The sequence below is a fragment of the Alienimonas chondri genome (assembly GCF_013036045.1).
In the GTDB taxonomy this organism is placed as follows: domain Bacteria; phylum Planctomycetota; class Planctomycetia; order Planctomycetales; family Planctomycetaceae; genus Alienimonas; species Alienimonas chondri.
This window is the reverse complement of record NZ_WTPX01000304.1, coordinates 1-2,157: the sequence shown is the minus strand read 5'-3', so window position 1 is coordinate 2,157 and position 2,157 is coordinate 1. Positions and strand designations below refer to the sequence as shown.

The window sequence follows — 2,157 nt, the reverse complement described above, 5'->3', positions numbered from 1 at the left end:
CCCCCGCCCCCCGGCGCCGTCTTGCGGCGGATGCGGACGGCAATTACGGTCCGGTCTTCAAGTACCAACCCGCCGCCCGCCGGGCGGCCCCCCAACGTGTCGTCCCGCTCTTTCGTCCCCCGCCTGACACGCGGGGAGTATTGGATTCTGAATTCGCTGATCCATTACGGCTTTCCGCTGTTCTACTATCGAGAACCCGATCGGTTCCTCCGATCGTTTGTCCCCGGGGGCCGCGGCCACGGACTCACCGAAAGTGAAGTCATCGTCGCCCTATTGGGGATGTTCAACGCTGGCTGGATCGAAGGAGAAACGATCTTGCGGCAGGAGAGAAGCGTTCAGCCGACCCGAACGCCGTTTATTGCGACCGGCGCAGAGATCCGCAGGGCTTTCGAGCCGGAACGGTACTATCGGGAGGGCGATCCGCACCGTCGGCGGCGGCGTGATCCAGAAGTCGCAATCCGCCTGACCGCGGAGGGCGGGGCCGTGTGGGAAGCGTTCACGGAGCCGCGGTGGGAGGAGTTCTTCGACCATTGGCACAAGCCCGAGGACGGCCCGTTCGAGACGCAAACGATCCGCACCGTCTGCCGGGAACACGCGACGCGGTTCCTCAGCTACTGGGCGGAATTGGAGCAGTTCGATCCGCGGAAGATCGTCTGGAAGCCGGTCGCCCCGTTTGAAGCCACCTATTGGAAGACGCTGCCGGTCGGGTTCGAGGCGAGCTTCCGGTCAGAAGCTCCGCACAGGCGTGAGGGGATGTCTCTGAAAGAAAACGCCGCCCTCCAGGGGTTGGGATACGCCGCCCGCCGCGACTCTCAACATCTCCGCCGCTGGCGGGCGTGGGATTAGTTGTCCCGGTGCCGGCGAGCCGGGGGGCTTGTCCCCCCGGACCGGTGAGCGAAGCGAACCGACGCGAACCACGTTCCCGGTCCGGGGGGGTGAACCCCCCGGCTCGCCGGGCGCCCGCTTCACGCAACACCCCCCTTGCCTGCCGCGGCCGGGGCGACCTATCGTCATTGGGTTTTCCTCGCCTCGATCGGTTCCTTCGCCCGTGTTCGCCCGCACCGCCGTCATCATGGCGTACGGGGCCGTGGCGTTCGGGCTGTTGATTGCAGCGTCGCCGACGGTCGGGGGGGAATTGGAGGACCGCTATCACGCGGGGCTGTTGGAACGCGGGTTGTTCGGCGTGGCGGAGGGGGCGAGCCTGCGGACGCTTCGCGATCCCGCGGCGACGCCCACCGAGCAGCAAACCGCCGCGGTGCGGTTGGCGGGCGCCCTCGCGGAGCACGCCCGGTACACCGACGGCCCGGAGCGCGACGCCCTGCTCGCCCGGGCCGCCGAGGTCCTCGCCGCCGTCCGCTTAGAACACCCGGAACTCCCGGCCGTGCGGACCGACCTCGCCGCGGCGCTGGTCGACGCCTCGCACGCCCTCCTGCTGGGCCGCGACGCCCTCCCCGAACTGCGACCGACCGCCCGGCAGGCCGCCGCCGCCGTCACCGCCCTCCGCGCCGCCGACCTGCGGCTCGACGCCCTCCGCGACGTGCTGGACGAACGCCAGAAGAACCTCGTCCGCGGTCGTTCCCGAGACTCCGAGCCGCTGACCGCCGAGGAGCTGACCGACCTCACCGAGCGAGCCGGCCTCGCCCTCGCAAAACTGCGCGTGCTGCGGGCGGAACTCGCGACCGACAAGGCGATGCGGGAACGCCTGGCGGAGTCCGCGACGTACTTCGCCCTGCCGATCCGCCGCGCCGAGCGGCTCGCCACGCGCTCCGTATTGCTGGCGGACTCCCGCCGACTCTCCGGCGACTCCCGCGGAGCGTCGGAGGCCTTGGCGGTGATCGCCGGGACTCCCGGCGACTCCCAAGCCGCGGCGATGCTGCGATTGCGGACGGAGATGGCCGGGCCGGGGTCCGCCGCCGCCCGCGTGGCGACGCTGCGGGGCGAGGAAAACAGCGCGACGCCGACGGTGCTGGGGGCGGAAACGGAGTTCGTCTCCGCGGCCGTGCTCGCTCGACTGGCGACCGAGGCCCGGACGGCGGGGCGGGCGGATCTGGCCGATCGGTTGCTCGCCCGACTCAAACGAGACGCGGACCGGGCGGTCGCGACGCACGGCGGGCCGTGGGCGGCGCGGGCGCGGCGGATCGCGACCCTCGCCGGTCG

The 2,157-nt window shown here is 71.1% G+C and carries 1 protein-coding gene and 1 pseudogene; both read left to right on the top strand.

Going from position 1 to position 2,157, the window contains the following annotated elements:
• Window positions 1–846: pseudogene (locus LzC2_RS21225) on the top strand (hypothetical protein); the annotation flags it as partial.
• A 202-nt stretch (window positions 847–1,048) separates the two neighbouring features.
• Window positions 1,049–2,157, top strand: a 1,109-nt coding sequence (locus LzC2_RS21220; RefSeq protein WP_171190017.1) for a hypothetical protein, incomplete at its 3' end; no start/stop codon positions are given.